The organism is Sediminivirga luteola (genome assembly GCF_014639315.1).
Taxonomy (GTDB): Bacteria; Actinomycetota; Actinomycetes; order Actinomycetales; family Brevibacteriaceae; genus Sediminivirga; species Sediminivirga luteola.
Window position 1 is genome coordinate 156,498 of sequence record NZ_BMFY01000001.1, and the last position, 14,763, is coordinate 171,260.

Consider the following 14,763-nt stretch of genomic DNA (forward strand, 5'->3'; position numbering starts at 1 on the left):
CCGCTTGGAACGTCTGCGTGAGCGGATGCGTCACGAAGGGCTGGACTGGGTCCTGATCTTCGAACCGGAGAATCTCACTTACATCTCGGGATTCTTCACCAACGGTTATGCCACGTCGTTCGGCTTCCTGGCGGTCCCGATGACGGGAGAGCCGGTCAACGTCGTGCGCAAGGCGGAAGCGTTCTGGTTCCGCGACTCCCGCTATCCGGATTCCGTGGTGTGGTGGGAAGACTGGCAGACGGTGGACGAGGTCGTCCGCATGGCGCTTGCGGAAGCCGGCGTGACGGGACGGGTGGGATATGAAGGCAGTTCCTGGCGGGCGAACGCGCGTTTGATCAACGGGATGATCGCCGCGTATCCGTCGATCGACTTCGTCGATGTGGGGCTTCTGGTCACGGCGCTGCGCTTCACCAAGTCTCCGGCGGAAATCGAGTACCAGCGCAAGGCCGGAAAGATCGTCGACGCTATGTACGCTGCGGCACAGGACACCCTCCGCGCCGGGACGAACGAACGCGACTTCGCCGCGGAAATCTCACGGGTGGCGGTTTCGGCCGGCAGCGACTGGGCCCAGCCCGGGCCGATCTCCACCGGCGAACGCGCCTTCCACATCCACGCCTCCTACGAGGACAGGGAGATCGTCCCCGGTGACAGGGCATTCCTGGAGTTCACCCCGAGGGTGCTCGGTTACCACGCTCGTGCGATGCGCACCGCCGTCATCGGAGAACCCGCCCCCGAGATTCTCAGGACCTATGACGCGATGGTCCAGATCCAGGAGAGCGCCCTGCAGCATGTCAGGGCCGGAGTCAGCTGCCGGCCGGCCGATGCGGCGTATCGCGATGGGATGCGCGAGGCAGGTATCGCGGAGAACTACATCAACAAGACCTTCTACAGCGTCGGGCTGATGCTTCCGCCGATCAGCTGGGAGCCTCTGCAGGTGACGAGCGCCAGCGATTTCACCTTCGAGGAGGGCATGACCTTCCATACCTATCTGAGCTATGACGGATTGAACATCTCGGACACCATCGCCATCACTGCCGATGGCTACGAGAGGCTGACCAACTACCCCCGGGAACTGATGGTGATCCCCTGATGCCCGTCATCGGCGTCACCGCGGATCTGGCGACCCTGGAGGAGTTCACCCACTGGCGGGTGATGCTCCAGGGAATCGCGGAGCTTCAGGCGGTGCCGCTCCTGATCGACCGGGAACAGGCTGGTGGTGTCCGGCAGTGGGTGGGCAGAATCGACGGCCTGCTCCTGAGCGGCGGCGGCGATGTCGCGCCGCTCCGGTATGGACACGCTGACGCCGATGCGTTCACAGCCAACGTCTCGGTGCTCCGGGACGACTTCGAAGAGTCGTTATACCGCACCGCGGTGAACCTGGGCGTTCCGGTGCTCGCGATCTGCCGGGGGATGCAGTTGGTCAATGTGATCCACGGAGGCACGCTCGTGACCGACCTCGGCGTTGCAGGGTTCTCCGCGGAGAAACATCGTCCAGGCCTGGAGCAGCTGACCGGGCCGGCACATGAGGCGAGCGTCGAGCCAGGTTCGTACCTCGAACGGATCTTCGCGGGGCTTCCGCAGACCGGCATGGTCGTGAACAGTCAGCACCACCAGGTGCTGAACCGGCTCGGCACCGGCGTCGCGCGGAGCGCTCAGGCCTATGACGGCACAGTTGAAGCCATCGAGATCGGAGGCCCCGCTCCCCGGGCCGTTGGCGTTCAATGGCATCCGGAGGTCGACTGGCCCTCAAATGCCCACTCACGCCGGTTGCTGGAGCGATTCGTGGATGCCGCCCGCGCTCGCGAGAACTCGGGAGCCGCCGGGTGGGAGGCCATCGCGTGAACCTGGACCGGGACGAGAGCATCCGCACGCTGCAGCGGCTGGTGCAGTTCGACAGCCGCACAGAGACGCCGGGCGAGTCCGAGGTCGTGGAGTACGTCGCCGAGAGGATGTCGGCGCACGGGCTTGGGACCCGGCTCGTCGACGCCGGCGAGGGCCGGCTGAACGCCGTCGGCGTGTGGAAAGGGCATGGCCGGGGGCCGCGGCTGATGTTCAACGGGCACCTCGACACGAATCATGTGGGCGAGGGGTGGACCGTGGACCCATGGGAGGGGCGAGTCGCGGACGGCCACATCTATGGGATAGGCGTGTCCAATATGAAGGCGGGATGCGCGGCCTATCTCCGTGCCGTGGAGGAGCTTGCTGCGGAAGGCTTTCAGCCTGCCGGCGATGTCGTCCTCACCCATGTGGTCGGAGAGCTTCAGAACGGCATCGGCACCCTCGCCCTGCTTCAGGATGGCTGGTCCGCTGACTTCTTCATCAACTGCGAACCGACCGATCTGGCGGCGATGACGATGCATGCGGGTTCCATCAACTTCCGCGTGGTCCTGCGGGGCCGCACTCGCCATCTATCCAAGCGGGAGGAAGCGGTCGATGTGATCCCCGCCGCGATGGCCCTCGTACCCATGTTGAACGGGCTCGTATTCTCCGGGGCCGAGGATCCGGACCACCGTGCTGTCAATCGGTGTCACATCGGGCTGGTCCGTGCGGGCATAGGCGAGTCGCTGGACGAATCCAGGCCACCCCAGATTGCCGATGTGGCTCACCTGACGGGGAGTGCCCGGTTCGCGCCCGGCCAGACGGTCGCGGGAGTGCTCGAGGATATCCGGCGCGAAGCGGCCGCGGTGCAGGACCTCATTCCCGGGCTGCACGTCGAGGTACTGTGGCTGGACGAAATCCAGAAGCGCCCGTACTTTCCTCCGTTCGAGGCCCACACGGACAGCCTGCTGGTCCGGACGCTGAACCAGGAATGGGCGGATCTTCGGGGAGCGTCGCAGCCGACCGGGCTGCTTTTTCCCTCGTCGTTCTTCGGCAGCGACGCGGCGCATCTCGCCGCGACGGGCATGCCCGGGGTCGTGTGTGGTCCAGGTGGCCAGTTCAACACAATGCCTGATGAGCGTGTCGCGGTGGATGATTATCTGGACGCGATACAGCTGTACAAGCGTGTGATCGTGCGTCTCTGCGGCTGACGGGTCTCTACCGGGGTGGATCCGCGAAATGCTCGAGGAGATCGCCTTCGGCCCGGGTCAGGTAGTCGGAAAGGTAGCGCTCTGCGTCTTGCCTGCGACCTGCAGCGATCAGCTCGACGAGTTCCGCATTCTGTCGTGGATAGTCGTTGTGGAAGCCGGGATCCCCGCCCATGATGGCGAATACTAGGCGCATCCGGGCGAGGATCCTCTCCATCAGCGCATCTAGCATGTCGCTGCGGACCTGAGCCACGATCGTACGGTGAAAATCCTGGTTCGCCTCGGTCATGAGGAAGGTGTTCTCCACCTCGCGTGCCGCAGCGGCTTGGGCGACGATGTCACGCAGAGCGGAGATGGCCTCGGCGGGGAACTCCGAGGACCGGACCGCCCCGGTCTCGACGATCCGCCTGACCCGGTAGATCTCGCGCACATCCTCGGCGGTGGGGGAGAGGACGAACACACCGACGTTGGGACGCCGCTCGACGAGTCCTTCCCCCGCGAGGATGCGGAAGGCGCTCCGGAGGGTGTGACGCGAGACCCGCAGCTCCTCGGTGAGCCGAATCTCGGGCAGCTTGGCACCCGGGGGGATACGTCCTTCGGAGATCGTCCTCCGCAGGGCATCGGCGACGCGATCGGGGCCGTGCGCGTGCTCCGGTGTGCCGATCAAGCGGAGTGCGCCCCACTCTATTGTGGGGTGATCGGAACGGGACATACCTTAAATCTATCCTCTGCGATGACGCCGGGCGGGCGTTCGCGGTCACACGACGGCGTAGATGCGGGCGACTCGTGGTGCCCGCGCCGCTGACCCTCAGCCGTTCTGTGTCTCTCAGCTCTCAGCCGCCTGCTCCGGGCCGTCCTGTTCGGGGCCACCGTAGGCGGCGTCGGCGTCGGGGTGGGGTTCGGCGGTCACCGCGATCACCAGATCCTGGACCCGCCAGTCCATCTGGACGGATCGGCGGCGGAGGTCCTCCAGCCAGGCGACCTCCACGACCGGTTCGCTGACCTGGATGAACACCTCGGCATGGAGGACGTGGCCCTCATCCCGGGCGCGGGTCTGCACGGCGACCACCTTCGGATCCTGGAGGATGGCCGCGTTCAACTGGGCGATGATCGGGTGCGGCCGTGAGTTGTCCACCGTGGTGGCGCGTGCGTCGGTGAGGTCGCGGATGGCGTCCCGGACGTTCTCCCAGCCGTCCTTGGTGATGCTCACCGAGATCAGCAGTGCCGCAGCGGCGTCGGCCCACCACCACCCGACGCCGATGCCGGCCACGCCCGCCGCGGTCGCCGCCCCGGTCATCCAGTCGGCGCGGTTCATATCGGCATCCGCGCGGAGCACCTTGTCGTGCAGCTGCTCGGCCAGCCGCCGTTTCATCCGGCCCAGGATCACCGGCGCCACGCAGCTGGCCAGGGCGACGGCGATCATCAGCCAGCCCAGCCAGACCGGATGGCCGAAGACCGATACAGCACCGATGGGCGGACGTTCCTGCATGATGAGGCTGCTCGCGCCGTCGTAGATCAGCATCAGCCCGACACCGGCCAGCGCCACTCCGGACACCAGATGCCCGACGCCGACCGCCCGGTGGAAGCCGAAGGGGAAGGCGGAGGTGGGTGTGCGGGTCGCGACGCGGGCGCCGATGAGGAACGCCAGCGGCGGCAGGAACGACAGCAGGTCCTCCGCCCAGGCGGTCTTCATCGCCTGCGAATTGCCCATCACCGCCGCCATCGCCAGTACGGTGACCAGCAGGATACCCAGCCACAGGTACTGGATGCGCCGTGCTCTGGCGAGGGCTTCGCGCTGCTCGGCGGGCAGCTCGGCACGCCCGAACGCGGCGTTCACCGGCTCGCCCCCGCCGCCTCTTCGCGTTCCACCAGGAAGCTCTCCAGATCGAACAGGAAGCCGTTCTCGCCCTGCCGGGTCAGCAGCACCCGACCGGTGCCATCGGCGCTCGTGGCGTACGGCCGGGTGACCGCGGCCTCCTTCTCCCAGGGCGTCTGATCGTCGAACCCGCCGATGATCAGGTCGATCTCACCGTCCCGCAGCTGGCGGACCAGCTCGCCCTCGCTGCCGAGCACCCAGACGACGTCGGCCTCCGCCCTCCCGGCGTAGTCCTCCACGAGATCCACTTCCGGGCCGGCGGGGCGCTCCCCGGAGAGATCGACCCATGGGAGGTGCTCGGTGGCGCCGACGAGCAGCTCACCGCCGCGGATCCGCTCCAGGCTGTCCTCCGGGTCGAGCGGCAGCGCGCACCCGCCGAGCAGGGCCAATGTCGCGATGAGCGCCGTCAGGACCCGTGGCGGCGCGCCTCTCGTGGCCGGGCTGGGACGGTGGGGCGTCGTCGATGCGTCCATGCACCGTTCCTTCCTCGTTCCCGGCCGGCTGCGGCCTCACCAATCCTCGCGCGTGGCTCCAGGCAGCGCGTGCACCTGACCCTTCACCCGTTGTCCCCGGGGACTCCTCCGCGGCACCCCGGGCGCGCTCTCACGCACTCCGCCACCCGAGGCGCGGGTACTCCACGTGTGGCCCCCGGGCGGCTGCCCGGAACAGGAGTCCTTGCGCTTTAGCAGAACAGTACCTCCGTGGTGCCCGGGGCAGGTGGAAGAGGCCCCGGTGAGTGCGGAAGAGGCCCTGGCGCGCGGCGCAGCAGATCACCCGGCGCCGGCGTCCGATCGCGATGGCTGCTGCCGCAGGTTGCGCACCAGTTCCGCGTGAGCTCATGCCACGTGAGCTCAGCGGGACTTAGTGCATAACTGCAACGCCAGCCGGAGAACCGGCAGTGGAAACCGCCCGGGTCGAGGACCGGGCGGCGCGAGGGCCGGCCGGCGTACTCACTTGCTGGGTGCGAGCTCTGGCCGGACCACGGGCCGCGGCTGAAACAGGCGACGAGGCCGCCCGGCACCTGTGGGTGTCAGCAGCCGGTGAGCGCGCCCAGCCTCTCCTGCGTCACGCGGATCCGGCGGGATTCGCTCTCCAGCCGCTCCTGCAGCGCGTCGAGCTGTGCGCGCAGATCGGGGCACATCTCCAGGCGGACGCCGTCTTCCTCGCTCCGCGCGCAGTCCAGGAACCGGCAGATGGCCGCGGTGTTCATCCCGGCCGCCAGCATCGTCCTGATCTGAGCCACCCGGGTGATGTCGTGCTCGTCGTAGCGCCGGTAACCGCTGGTATCGCGTTCGGGCCGCAGTAAACCCTGGTCTTCATAGTGGCGCAGCGCGCGCGTGCTCACCCCGGTGCGGCGGGAGAGGTCCCCGATCAGCACATCTGCCTCCTGGTCTCACGGGCTTGACCTTCACGCCGGCGTGAAGCCCTAGCCTTCCGGAACATGACGGAAACGACAACGCTGAGGCGCGCCATCATCATCCACGGCTACCTCGCCACCCCGCGGGACCACTGGTTCCCCTGGCTGGCGGAGCAACTCGCCGCGACGGGAGCGCATGTCCGCATCCCGGAGCTACCGGCGCCGGACTCGCCGGACCCCGTGGGATGGCAGCGCGCGGTCGGGGAGTGCCTCGGCACACCGGATGGCGGGACCGCGGTGATCGCGCACAGCCTGGGCGGCCTGGCGATCCTCCGCCACCTGGCGACGCTGCGCGGACCATGGGAGCTGGGCGCTCTGGTCCTGGTGGCGCCGTTCGCCGAGCCGCTGCCCTCGCTGCCGGAGCTGGACGCGCACATCGGCGACGGAGCCGCCGTCGAGGGGATCGAACGCCATCTCGGCCGGCTCCTGGTGATCCGGTCGGACGCCGACGAGCTCGTGCTGCCGTGTCAGACCGACCGCCTGGCGCGGCGGCTGGGGACCGAACCGGTTGTCGTCCCGGATGCGGGGCACTTCCTCGGTGCCGACGGAGTCACGGAACTACCTCCCGTACTCGGCTTCCTGGTGGACGAGGGGTGACGGCACTGCCGCGGTCGGCTGAACCTGTACCCGTGCGAGTGTTGCTGCCGGGGTTGTGCACTATTTCCGGGTGAGCTCACCAGGAAATAGTGCACAACCGTGGAACCAGCCGGTCTACTCCTCGACGGCGATGACGGTCTTGCCGGTACCGTGGCCGCGGCCCAGCCGGCGGATGGCCTCCGCCGTGCGGTCCAGGGGCAGCGTGGCCGTCACCGTGGGGGCGAGCTTCCCGGCCTCGGCCAGCGCGCTCAGATCGGTGAGGGCGTCGCGGTCCACCGCGGAGGCGAGCATGACCAGCCGTTGGCGGGAGAAGGGGTTCAGCGCACCGGCCAGCATCGAGCGGCCCATGCCTCCCAGGGGTGCCCCCTCCGGCTCGGAACCGACCAGGACCAGGGTCCCGCGCGGGGCGAGCGCGCGGCGCAGCGACCGCAGGCTGCGGTGGCCGCCGGTGTCGATGATGACGTCGAAGGGACCTCGATGGAGCGGGTCTTCGGCCGTGTAATCGATCACGGTCTCGGCCCCGAGGTCTCGCACCACCGCCATCTTCGCGGTGCTGCAGGCGCCGGTCACCCGGGCGCCGGCCGCATCGGCGATCTGGACGGCGAAATGGCCGACCCCGCCGGCCGTGCCCAGGACCAGGACGCGCTGCCCGGCACGGACGGCCGCGGCGTCCCGCACCGCCTGCAGGGCGGTGGTGGCGGAGACCGGAATCGCCGCGGCGTGATGGAAAGACAGGCGGCGTGGCTTCAAGGCGAGCTTGCTCGCCGTGGTCCGGGCGTACTCGGCGAAAGAGCCGTCCCCGCCGGCCGGGCACACGCCGAAGACCTCATCGCCGGGGCGGAACTCGGTGACTCGTTCTCCGACGGCGTGGACCACCCCGGCGACGTCGGTACCCAGTACGCGCGGGCCGCGTAGCGGCAACGCCATCCGCACCGGGAACGGCCTGCCCTCCAGCAGGTGCACCACGCCGGCGTCGACTCCCGCCGCGACCACGCGCACCACCACCTCCTCCGGGCCGGGGACCGGCATGGTCCTGTCCGTCAGCCGGAGCACCTCCGGGCCGCCGTAGCGGTCATGCACGATCGCTTTCATCCGGGTTCCCTCCCGTATGGGCGCAAGACCGAAACTTACGCTGTAAGTAGCCTAGGCTTACACTGTAAGCAGGTCAAGATCGCGAAGGAGCACGGCCCGATGAGTCCCGACCGGCAGCCGAGAGGACGGCAGAAGACGCCGTTGAGCCGTGAGCGCGTCATCGCCGCCGCCATGGAGATCGCCTCGGAGAAAGGGAGGGCGGCCGCGACCATGCGAGCCATCGGCGCGCGTCTCGGCGTCGAGGCGATGTCGCTCTACAATCACGTTTCCAGCAGGGACGATCTCCTCGACGGCATGGTGGACGCCGTCTTCGCTGAGATCGAACTGCCGGAGCCGGGAGCGCACTGGAAAGAGGCCATGCGCCGCCGCGCGTTCTCCGCGCGCGCAGCGCTCGGCCGGCATCCATGGGCAGTGGGGCTGATGGATTCGCGGAGCCGCCCGGGCGACGCCACCTTGCGCCATCACGATGCGGTGCTCGGCTCCCTTCGCTCCGGCGGCTTCTCGATCCGGCAGGCGGCGCACGCCGTTTCCGTCCTGGACAGCTACATCTACGGTTTCGTCCTGCAGGAGGTCGCGCTTCCCTTCGGGAACGCCGAGGAGGCCGGCGATGTCGCCGAGGGCATCTTCGGCGACCTGCCGGAGGACCGGTACCCCTACCTGAGGGAGATCGCGATGGAGCACGCGCTCGCGCCGGGCTATGACTACGGCGACGAGTTCGAGTTCGGGCTCGCCCTGATCCTCGACGGCCTGGTGCCCGATGAGGTGTGACGACTACCGCCGGGGCGGTGCATCACCGCGAAACCAACCGGCTTCAGCGCAGTGGCTGCCCCACCGCCGCCGATGCCGCATCCAGCAGGCTGCCGGCGGCCACCAGCGTGTTCACGGCCTCGATCTCGGGGGCCAGGAACCGGTCCGTGCCCGGGCCCTCGACGTGCTCGCGGATCAGCGTGCGCACGGCGGTCACCCCGGGCGATGAGGACGAGGCGGCCACGCCGCCGTCGCGCATGTCCAGCGCCCGTGCCGCGGTGAGGAGCTCGACGGCCAGCACGCGCTGCAGCCCGTCGACCGCGCGGCGGAGCTTGAGACCTGCGGCCCAGCCCATCGAGACGTGGTCTTCCTGCATGGCCGAGCTGGGGATGGAGTCCACCGACGCCGGGACCGCCAGCCGTTTCATCTCCGAGACGATCCCCGCCTGCGTGTACTGGGCGATCATGTGGCCGGAGTCCACGCCGGGGTCATCGGCGAGGAACGGGTTGAGCCCGTGACTGCGGTTCTTGTCCAGCATGCGATCGGTACGCCGCTCGGAGATGGAGGCGCAGTCCGCCGCCGCGATGGCCAGGAAGTCGAGCACATAGCCGACCGGCGCGCCGTGGAAGTTGCCATTGGACTCCACCCGGCCGTCCGGGGTGACGACCGGGTTGTCGATGGCCGAGGCCAGCTCGTAGTCGGCCACCTGCCGGGCGTGTGCCAGGGTGGCGCGGCCAGCGCCGTGCACCTGCGGTGCGCAGCGCAGCGAGTACGCGTCCTGCACGCGGGTGAAGCGGTGTTCGCCGTCCTTCGTCGCGGCGATCAGCGGTGAACCGGCCAGCAGCGCGCGGATGTTCGCCGCCGACTCGATCTGGCCGGGCTGCGGCCTGAGCGCGTGCAGATCCTCGGCGAAGACCGCATCCGTGCCCAGCAGCGCCTCGACGGTCATCGCCGCCGCCACGTCGGCGGTGGTGAACAGGCGGGCCAGGTCCTCGGCGGCCATCAGCAGCATGCCCAGCATGCCGTCGGTGCCGTTGATGAGCGCCAGGCCCTCCTTCTCCCGCAGTTCGACCGGTGCGATGCCGGCTTCACGCAGGGCCTCCCCGGCGGAGGTGCGGGCACCCGAGCGGTCGAAGACCTCGCCTTCGCCCATGAGGGCCAGGGCGCAGTGAGAGAGGGGAGCCAGGTCTCCCGAGCAGCCCAGGGAGCCGTACTCGCCGATGACCGGGGTGATGCCGGCGTTCAGCAGCGCCGCATAACCTTGCGCGACGAGCGGCCGGACCCCCGTGCGCCCGGTGGTCATGGTGGCCAGCCGGTTGACCATCAGGGCCCGCACCACCTCGCGGTCCACCGGCCGCCCCGAGGAGGCCGCATGCGAGCGGATGAGGGAGCGCTGGAGCTGCGCGCGCTGCTCGTGCGGGATCTGCTTGGTGGCCAGCGCCCCGAAGCCGGTGGAGACCCCGTAGTGCGGAACGGTGTCCTCGGCCAGGGCGTCGATGATCGCGCGGGACTCCGCCATCGCCCGCAGGGCCTCCGCGCCGATCTCCACCGCCGCATCCCGGCGGGCGATGTCCACGACCTCCCCGGCCGTGAGCGGAGCGGTGGTGAGGGTGACGGTGGACGGCATGAGCGGTCGCCTTTCTCGTTTCATTCGGGTCAAGCTGCGGGGGTGAACCGGGTCAAACTGCGGGGATCAGAATCGTCGGACCGGGACCTCGCGGAGGTGTCCGCAAGGCCCCGGTCCCGTCGCCGGCGCGGTCAGACCAGGCCGTTGCTGCTCAGCCAGTCCTCCGCGATCGAACCGATGTTCTCACCTTCCGAGGCCCGCTGGTTCATCGCCATGAGGTCCTCCGTGGTCAGCACGGCGGAGACGGCGTTGAGCGCCTCCTCGATCTCCGGCGTGACGGTGCCCTCGGAGAGGATGGGGACGATGTTCTCCGCGGCGAACAGCGAGCGGTCGTCCTCCAGGACCACCAGGTCGTTGGCCTCCACCTGGGGATCGCTGCTGAACAGGTTGGCCACGTCGATCTGCCCGGTGGTCACCGCGGTCAGGGTGAGCGGGCCTCCGGCGTCGAGCACCTGGAAGTCCTGGAAGTGCAGGCCGTACACCTCCTCCAGGCCGACCACCCCGTTGTAGCGGTCGATCCATTCCGGCGGCCCGCCGAGCACGAGTTCCGAGGCGTGCGGCTCCAGATCCGAGAAGGTCTCCAGGCCGTAGTCCGCCGCGGTCTCCTGGGTCACGGCCAGGACGTTGCGGTTCTCCGCCTCCGCGGCCTCCAGGCGGGTCAGGCCCTCCGGGGGAAGCAGCTCGTCGAGCGCGGCGAGCACCTCATCGGTCTCGGAGGCGTCCGAGGAGGAGTCCAGGTGCATCATCAGGGCGCCGGCGTAGTCGGGCACCAGATCGATCGAGCCGTCCTGTACCGCGGCGATGTACACCTCGCGGCTGCCGATGTTGAAGTTCTCGGAGACCTCGACCCCGGCGTCCTGCAGGGCGAGGGAGTAGATGGTGGCGATCAGCTGGCTCTCGGGGAAGTCCGCGGAGCCGATCGCGACGGCGCCGGAACCGGCGTCGTTCCCGCCGCCGTCATCGGCGAGCGGATCGCCCCCGCAGGCCGACAGTGCCAGGATTCCCGCCGCTGCCAGAGCGGTGAAGGATCGCGTTCTCATGATGTGCTCCTCAAGGTGTGTGGTGTCGGTGTGCGGTGCGGTGTGTGGTGAAGGGGGAACCGGGATCAGGCCGCCGGTTCGACGGCACCCGGCATCCGGGTGCGGCGTACGGATCTGCGCAGGCCCGGGGAGACGACCAGCCGGCCGATGAGCAGGAACGCCAGTTCCAGCGCGAGGGCCACCAGCGCGACCAGGGCGGCGCCGGCGGCCATCTGGCCGAAGTCGCTGTTGGCGCGCCCGTCGATGATGTAGCGGCCCAGGCCGTTGAGCGAGACGTAGGCGGCGACGGTCGCGGTGGAGACGATCTGCAGCATCGCGCCCCGGATGCCGGAGATGATGAGGGGGAGCGCGCAGGGCAGCTGGACGTGCAGCAGCACCTGCGACGGCTTATAGCCCATGCCGCGGGCGGCGTCGACGGCACTGCGGTCCGCGGACTGGATGCCGGTGTAGGTGCCCGTCAGGATGGGCGGGACGGCCAGCAGGACCAGGACCAGGATGGCCGGCGCGGTGAAGACCAGGGAACTGCTGAACAGCGGCGCGGCGAGCATCACCACGACGATCAGCAGGCCGAGCGTCGGCAGCGCCCGGAGCGAGTTCGCGATCCCCGCCACGCTGGCCTCTCCACGGCCGGTGTGACCCACGTAGATGCCCAGCGGCACCGCGATGACCAGGGCGATGCCGAGTGCGATCAGGGAATACATCAGGTGGTACCAGACCCGCATCGGGATGCCGGTGCTGCCGCTCCAGTTCGCCGGATCGGCGAAGAACTCGACCAGGCCGCTCATGCCGCCACCTCCTTGGGTCGCCACGGGGTGAGGGCGCGCGAGGCCCACAGGATGAGCAGGTCGAGGACGACGGCGATCGCCAGGCACAGCACGATGCCGGTGACGATGGGCGTCATGAGCCCGAGCGAGTACCCCTGGGTGAACAGCGACCCGAGCTGCTGGACGCCGATGATCGCCGCCATCGTCACGATGCTGATGTTCGAGACCACCGCGACCCGCAGGCCGCCGAGGATGACGGGGACGGCGACGGGAAGCTGCACCAGGACGAACCGCTGGAACGCCCGGTATCCCATCGCCTCGGCGGCCTGGACGGTCTCCGGCGGGATGGAGGCGAGACCGTCGGCGACGACCCGCACCATGAGCGCGATGGTGTAGACGGTCAGCGCGATCACCACGTTCAGCGGATCCAGGATCCTGGTGCCGATGATGCCCGGGAGCAGGACGAAGAAGGCCAGGGAGGGAACGGTGTAGAACAGGCCGGAGGACCCGACGATGAACCCGTAGAGCCGCGGGACCTGATGGGCCCACCAGCCCAGCGGCAGGGCGAGGACGAGGCCGAGCGCCGTCGGCACGACTGTCAGCCACAGATGAGCGAAGGTCAGCTCCGCGATCCAGGAGAGGTTGGAGCTCAGCCAGACGGTGTTCATGCCCGGTCGCCGGCTTCCTCGTCCGCGGGCCGCGCGCGGCCGCGTTTGGAACGCTGGATGGCGGCGACGATGTCGCTGGTGCCGACGGTGCCCAGGTAGCCGCCGTCGGCCCCGGCCACGATCCCGTCGCCGCTGGGACTGGACAGCGCCGCGTCGAGCAGATCGCGCAGCGGGGCGTCCTCGGCGGCGATGGACCCGGCGTGATCGACGGCCTCGGCCGTGACGACCTCGCCGATGCGCTCCCGGTGGATCCAGCCCAGCGGGCGGGCCTGCTCGTCCACGGCGACCAGCCAGCCGTCCGAGCCGGGAGGAAGGGCGGCCGCGGAACTGCCGAGAGGCGCGGCCGGCGTGTGCCGGACGGTGAGCTGCTCGTCGGCGTGGATGAACCCGAGGGACCGGTAACCGCGGGAGGTCCCGACGAAGTCGGCGACGAACCTGTCCGCCGGGGCGCGCAGCAGTTCCTCCGGTGAGGCGATCTGGGCGAGGCGTCCGCCCTGGCGCAGCACCGCGATCTGGTCACCGAGGATGAGCGCCTCGTCGATGTCGTGGGTGACCATGACGATGGTCTTGCCGATGGTCTCCTGCAGCTTGAGGAACTCGTCCTGCAGCTGGGCCCGCACGATGGGGTCGACGGCGCTGAAGGGCTCGTCCATCAGCAGGAACGGCGGGTCCGTCGCCAGGGCGCGGGCGACGCCGACGCGTTGCTGCTGTCCGCCGGAGAGCTGCCAGGGATATTTGCGGGCGAAGCTCTCGTCGAGCCCGACCAGGTTCAGGAGCTGGCGCGCCCGGTCCCGCGCGTCCTGCTTCCTCTCGCCGAGCAGTCGGGGCAGGGCGGCGACGTTGTCGACGACGGTGCGGTGGGGGAACAGCCCGGCGTTCTGGATGACGTAGCCGATCTTCCGGCGCAGCTCCACCTTGTCGATGCCGGCGGTGGGCTGGCCGTCGAGGGTGATCGTGCCGGACGTCGGGTCGATCAGCCGGTTGATCATCCGCATGGAGGTGGTCTTGCCGCAGCCGCTGGGCCCGACCAGCACCGTGATCTTCCCGTTGGGGGCGGTGAAGCTCAGATCCTCGACGGCCATGGTGCCGTCCGGGTAGGTCTTCGAGACGTGGTCGAACACGATCATCGCGAGCTCTCCTTGTCGTCGCCGGCTCCGCTGCCTTCTCCCAGGCCGTGGGAGACCTCCCGCGCGGCTTCGAGCAGGAGCTGTCCGAAGCGTGCCGCCTTGACGTCGTCCACCCGGTAGGTGGGCACCAGGATGCTCAGCGCCGCGACCACCCGTTCTCCCGCGCGGATCGGTGCCGAGATCGCGGTGACATCGGATTCCACCGTGCTCTCCACGACGACGTATCCGGCCTCCGGGACCGCGTCCCGGAGCACCCGTCCGGCCGCCGAGGTCTCCAGCGGGATGGTCCTGCCGACCCAGTTGGTGTGGCGGACCGAATGGGTGCCTTCGACGATGGCGATGTAGAGCGCCGTCTCGTGATGCCCTTCGATGCTGAGGTACACCGACTCGCCGGTCAGTTCGACCACGTCCTCCATCGGCCGCCGGCACAGGGAGACCAGCATCTCCTTGCTGAACGCGCGGGCCCCCAGCTGGATGAGCCTGCTCCCGGCCCGGTAGGTGCCGTCCTCGTCCCGGCGGAGGAAGCTGGCGTTCTCCAGGGTGCGCATCAGCCTCAGCGCCGTGCTGGCGGGCAGGCCGACGTCCCTCGCCGCTTCCGCCAGGCTCGCGTTCCCGCGCTCGCAGACGGCGGCGACGAGCCCGAGCGCGCGCTCCACGGTGCGGGTCGATGCTTCGGCCACAGATCATCCTCTCGATCGGGTATCGTCTCGGCAGTTCACCGGTGGCCTGCGCATTTGTGTGGTGATACGCGGCACAATGCCGCAAATGTTTCCACTAAGTAA

The 14,763-nt window shown here is 69.2% G+C and carries 16 protein-coding genes; 5 read left to right on the forward strand and 11 right to left on the reverse strand.

The features are described 5' to 3' along the window. Positions 1 to 4: 4 nt before the first annotated feature. Genes IEW13_RS00705 through IEW13_RS00710 form a run of 3 tightly spaced genes read left to right on the forward strand, consistent with a single transcriptional unit; the run spans position 5 to position 3,029 of the window. Positions 5 to 1,090 (forward strand): M24 family metallopeptidase, encoded by a 1,086-nt coding sequence (locus tag IEW13_RS00705; RefSeq protein ID WP_188549001.1) that lies wholly within the window; start codon positions 5 to 7, stop codon positions 1,088 to 1,090. Next, positions 1,090 to 1,842 carry a gamma-glutamyl-gamma-aminobutyrate hydrolase family protein gene (locus IEW13_RS17275; protein ID WP_229744836.1) on the forward strand — a complete coding sequence of 251 codons (753 nt, stop codon included), beginning with the start codon at positions 1,090 to 1,092 and terminating at the stop codon, positions 1,840 to 1,842. The genes IEW13_RS00705 and IEW13_RS17275 overlap by 1 nt, the downstream gene beginning before the upstream one ends. Beyond that, on the forward strand, positions 1,839 to 3,029 hold the full coding sequence (locus IEW13_RS00710; RefSeq protein ID WP_229744837.1) for a M20 family metallopeptidase: 1,191 nt from the start codon (positions 1,839 to 1,841) through the stop codon (positions 3,027 to 3,029). The genes IEW13_RS17275 and IEW13_RS00710 overlap by 4 nt, the downstream gene beginning before the upstream one ends. A 7-nt stretch (positions 3,030 to 3,036) precedes the next feature. On the opposite strand, the gene IEW13_RS00715 is transcribed toward IEW13_RS00710, so the two are convergent. The 4 genes from IEW13_RS00715 to IEW13_RS00730 form a co-directional block, all read right to left on the reverse strand. Continuing rightward, on the reverse strand, positions 3,037 to 3,738 hold the full coding sequence (locus IEW13_RS00715) for a GntR family transcriptional regulator (protein ID WP_188549003.1): 702 nt from the start codon (positions 3,736 to 3,738) through the stop codon (positions 3,037 to 3,039). A 114-nt stretch (positions 3,739 to 3,852) separates the two neighbouring features. Then, positions 3,853 to 4,863, reverse strand: coding sequence for a cation diffusion facilitator family transporter (locus IEW13_RS00720; protein ID WP_188549004.1), 1,011 nt, complete (start codon positions 4,861 to 4,863; stop codon positions 3,853 to 3,855). Continuing rightward, positions 4,860 to 5,375 carry a transporter substrate-binding domain-containing protein gene (locus IEW13_RS00725; RefSeq protein WP_188549005.1) on the reverse strand — a complete coding sequence of 172 codons (516 nt, stop codon included), beginning with the start codon at positions 5,373 to 5,375 and terminating at the stop codon, positions 4,860 to 4,862. The genes IEW13_RS00720 and IEW13_RS00725 overlap by 4 nt, the downstream gene beginning before the upstream one ends. Positions 5,376 to 5,932: 557 nt before the next feature. After that, positions 5,933 to 6,280, reverse strand: coding sequence for a MerR family transcriptional regulator (locus IEW13_RS00730; protein ID WP_188549006.1), 348 nt, complete (start codon positions 6,278 to 6,280; stop codon positions 5,933 to 5,935). 63 nt (positions 6,281 to 6,343) lie between these two features. Between IEW13_RS00730 and IEW13_RS00735 the strand changes: the two genes are divergently transcribed. Then, a complete protein-coding gene (locus tag IEW13_RS00735; protein WP_188549007.1) occupies positions 6,344 to 6,916 on the forward strand; it encodes an RBBP9/YdeN family alpha/beta hydrolase in 573 nt (190 codons plus the stop codon). A gap of 114 nt (positions 6,917 to 7,030) precedes the next feature. On the opposite strand, the gene IEW13_RS00740 is transcribed toward IEW13_RS00735, so the two are convergent. Further along, a complete protein-coding gene (locus tag IEW13_RS00740) occupies positions 7,031 to 8,008 on the reverse strand; it encodes an NAD(P)-dependent alcohol dehydrogenase (RefSeq protein WP_188549008.1) in 978 nt (325 codons plus the stop codon). Positions 8,009 to 8,107: 99 nt separating this feature from the next. Here IEW13_RS00740 and IEW13_RS00745 point away from each other — a divergent pair, with 99 nt between their 5' ends. Beyond that, a complete protein-coding gene (locus IEW13_RS00745; RefSeq protein ID WP_188549009.1) occupies positions 8,108 to 8,776 on the forward strand; it encodes a TetR/AcrR family transcriptional regulator in 669 nt (222 codons plus the stop codon). 43 nt (positions 8,777 to 8,819) lie between these two features. Here the strand turns inward: IEW13_RS00745 and hutH are convergent, their stop codons facing one another. The 6 genes from hutH to IEW13_RS00775 form a co-directional block, all read right to left on the reverse strand. Further along, complete coding sequence (hutH, locus tag IEW13_RS00750) at positions 8,820 to 10,382, reverse strand: histidine ammonia-lyase (protein ID WP_188549010.1); 1,563 nt, start codon at positions 10,380 to 10,382, stop codon at positions 8,820 to 8,822. Between the two features lie 131 nt (positions 10,383 to 10,513). Continuing rightward, on the reverse strand, positions 10,514 to 11,422 hold the full coding sequence (locus tag IEW13_RS00755) for an ABC transporter substrate-binding protein (RefSeq protein ID WP_188549011.1): 909 nt from the start codon (positions 11,420 to 11,422) through the stop codon (positions 10,514 to 10,516). Between the two features lie 65 nt (positions 11,423 to 11,487). Next, positions 11,488 to 12,207 carry an ABC transporter permease gene (locus IEW13_RS00760; RefSeq protein ID WP_229744838.1) on the reverse strand — a complete coding sequence of 240 codons (720 nt, stop codon included), beginning with the start codon at positions 12,205 to 12,207 and terminating at the stop codon, positions 11,488 to 11,490. After that, positions 12,204 to 12,854, reverse strand: a complete 651-nt coding sequence (locus IEW13_RS00765; RefSeq protein ID WP_188549012.1) for an ABC transporter permease — start codon at positions 12,852 to 12,854, stop codon at positions 12,204 to 12,206. Before IEW13_RS00765 ends, IEW13_RS00760 begins: the two co-directional genes overlap by 4 nt. Continuing rightward, complete coding sequence (locus IEW13_RS00770; RefSeq protein WP_188549013.1) at positions 12,851 to 13,981, reverse strand: ABC transporter ATP-binding protein; 1,131 nt, start codon at positions 13,979 to 13,981, stop codon at positions 12,851 to 12,853. The genes IEW13_RS00765 and IEW13_RS00770 overlap by 4 nt, the downstream gene beginning before the upstream one ends. Next, positions 13,978 to 14,661, reverse strand: a complete 684-nt coding sequence (locus IEW13_RS00775) for an IclR family transcriptional regulator (RefSeq protein ID WP_188549014.1) — start codon at positions 14,659 to 14,661, stop codon at positions 13,978 to 13,980. Before IEW13_RS00775 ends, IEW13_RS00770 begins: the two co-directional genes overlap by 4 nt. Positions 14,662 to 14,763: the final 102 nt, after the last annotated feature.

Excerpts from the sequence above, each read along its gene's own strand:
- IEW13_RS00725 (WP_188549005.1), bottom strand. The coding sequence starts at position 5,375 with ATGGACGCATCGACGACGCCCCACCGTCCCAGCCCGGCCACGAGAGGC.
- IEW13_RS00765 (WP_188549012.1), bottom strand. The coding sequence starts at position 12,854 with ATGAACACCGTCTGGCTGAGCTCCAACCTCTCCTGGATCGCGGAGCTG.
- IEW13_RS00770 (WP_188549013.1), bottom strand. The coding sequence starts at position 13,981 with ATGATCGTGTTCGACCACGTCTCGAAGACCTACCCGGACGGCACCATG.
- IEW13_RS00740 (WP_188549008.1), bottom strand. The coding sequence starts at position 8,008 with ATGAAAGCGATCGTGCATGACCGCTACGGCGGCCCGGAGGTGCTCCGG.
- hutH (WP_188549010.1), bottom strand. The coding sequence starts at position 10,382 with ATGCCGTCCACCGTCACCCTCACCACCGCTCCGCTCACGGCCGGGGAG.
- IEW13_RS17275 (WP_229744836.1), top strand. The coding sequence starts at position 1,090 with ATGCCCGTCATCGGCGTCACCGCGGATCTGGCGACCCTGGAGGAGTTC.
- IEW13_RS00735 (WP_188549007.1), top strand. The coding sequence starts at position 6,344 with ATGACGGAAACGACAACGCTGAGGCGCGCCATCATCATCCACGGCTAC.
- IEW13_RS00715 (WP_188549003.1), bottom strand. The coding sequence starts at position 3,738 with ATGTCCCGTTCCGATCACCCCACAATAGAGTGGGGCGCACTCCGCTTG.
- IEW13_RS00760 (WP_229744838.1), bottom strand. The coding sequence starts at position 12,207 with ATGAGCGGCCTGGTCGAGTTCTTCGCCGATCCGGCGAACTGGAGCGGC.
- IEW13_RS00745 (WP_188549009.1), top strand. The coding sequence starts at position 8,108 with ATGAGTCCCGACCGGCAGCCGAGAGGACGGCAGAAGACGCCGTTGAGC.
- IEW13_RS00755 (WP_188549011.1), bottom strand. The coding sequence starts at position 11,422 with ATGAGAACGCGATCCTTCACCGCTCTGGCAGCGGCGGGAATCCTGGCA.